Origin of the sequence: Algoriphagus aquaeductus (genome assembly GCF_003253485.1) — a bacterium.
GTDB lineage: Bacteria > Bacteroidota > Bacteroidia > Cytophagales > Cyclobacteriaceae > Algoriphagus > Algoriphagus aquaeductus.
The window spans coordinates 1-1,111 of record NZ_QKTX01000047.1 but is presented as its reverse complement, the minus strand read 5'-3'; the positions used below and the strand labels follow the sequence as shown (position 1 = coordinate 1,111).

Below are 1,111 nucleotides of genomic sequence, written 5' to 3'. Positions count from 1 at the left end.
GCCGTGTTCAAGTAATAAGTGCAACGGGTTTGTAAGATAATAATTTCTCTTTAGGAGTTAGGTAGTTGAATTTTCTAATAGGCCTGTTGTTGATTTTTTGTTCTATTTCTGCGATGGTTTGATCGGTGATTTCATTTAAGTCAGTTCCTTTAGGAAGGAATGCTCTGATGAGTCCTATTCGGTTTTCTACTGTTCCTTTGTCTTGAGAAGTATAGGGTCTGGTGAAGAAGGTTTTGATTCCATATTTGTCTCTTATTTCATGGTGCAAGGCGAAAGCCATATCGTTGTCGAATGTGCAGGTTTTGATCCAGCTGGGTCCGATCCACTCAATGCGCTGTTCGATTTTGGCCTTGACAAGCTCTGCTTCTTTTGAAGGGAGGAAGTCCATTGTCGTGATTAGAGTAGCTCTATCTGTCATGACTAGTAAGGCAGATTGGTGGTTTTTACCCATCATCAAATCTACTTCTATATCCCCTAATCGTTCCCTGTTTTGAACGATTTCAGGTCTTTGGTCGATCGGTACACGTTCTTTGATAACGCCTCTATTTTGCCTGTAATTGCCTCTTTTTTGTTTTCGTTTGCCGTGTCTGAGATGTTTGTACAGGCCTCTGTCCTGAATCAAACTCGAATGGCGGCTTTTCTTGGCTTTCCAAATCCAGTCATAAATGGTCTCATGGGATACGCCTTGCTGTTCTTGTTTTTCCCATTGGGCAGCGATGAGTTCCGGGCTGAGTTTGTCCTGTTCCAGCCACATTCTGGCTTGTTCTTTCAGGGCTTCAGTGAATCGGATTTTCTTTCGCTTGAGGCGATGGCGTTCATGAGTCCGATCTATAGCAATCTTGGCTGAATATACTTTGGCATGAGGTCCTCGCTTTCCGGTATTCCGCTTGAGTTCTCTGCTCACGGTGCTTTTATGGACCCCAATGAGCCTGGCTATCTCCACTTGCTTGGTTCCGGCTTTGTTTAAAATTTCGATTTGGTACCTTTGTTCTGGGCTGAGATGATTGAATTTCTGCATGACAACACTAATTTAGTTATTCAGCCTAAGGAAAGGAAGCCTAGGCTTCCTTTCCTTAAACCTTTAGTGTTGCATTTATAACTTGAATCTGGG

General features: G+C 42.9%; 1 protein-coding gene. It reads right to left on the bottom strand.

Going from position 1 to position 1,111, the window contains the following annotated elements:
- Positions 1–7 precede the first annotated feature (7 nt).
- The gene (locus CLV31_RS21710; RefSeq protein ID WP_111395187.1) at positions 8–1,018 is read right to left on the bottom strand and encodes an IS30 family transposase; all 1,011 of its coding nucleotides are present in this window, start codon (positions 1,016–1,018) and stop codon (positions 8–10) included.
- Positions 1,019–1,111: the final 93 nt, after the last annotated feature.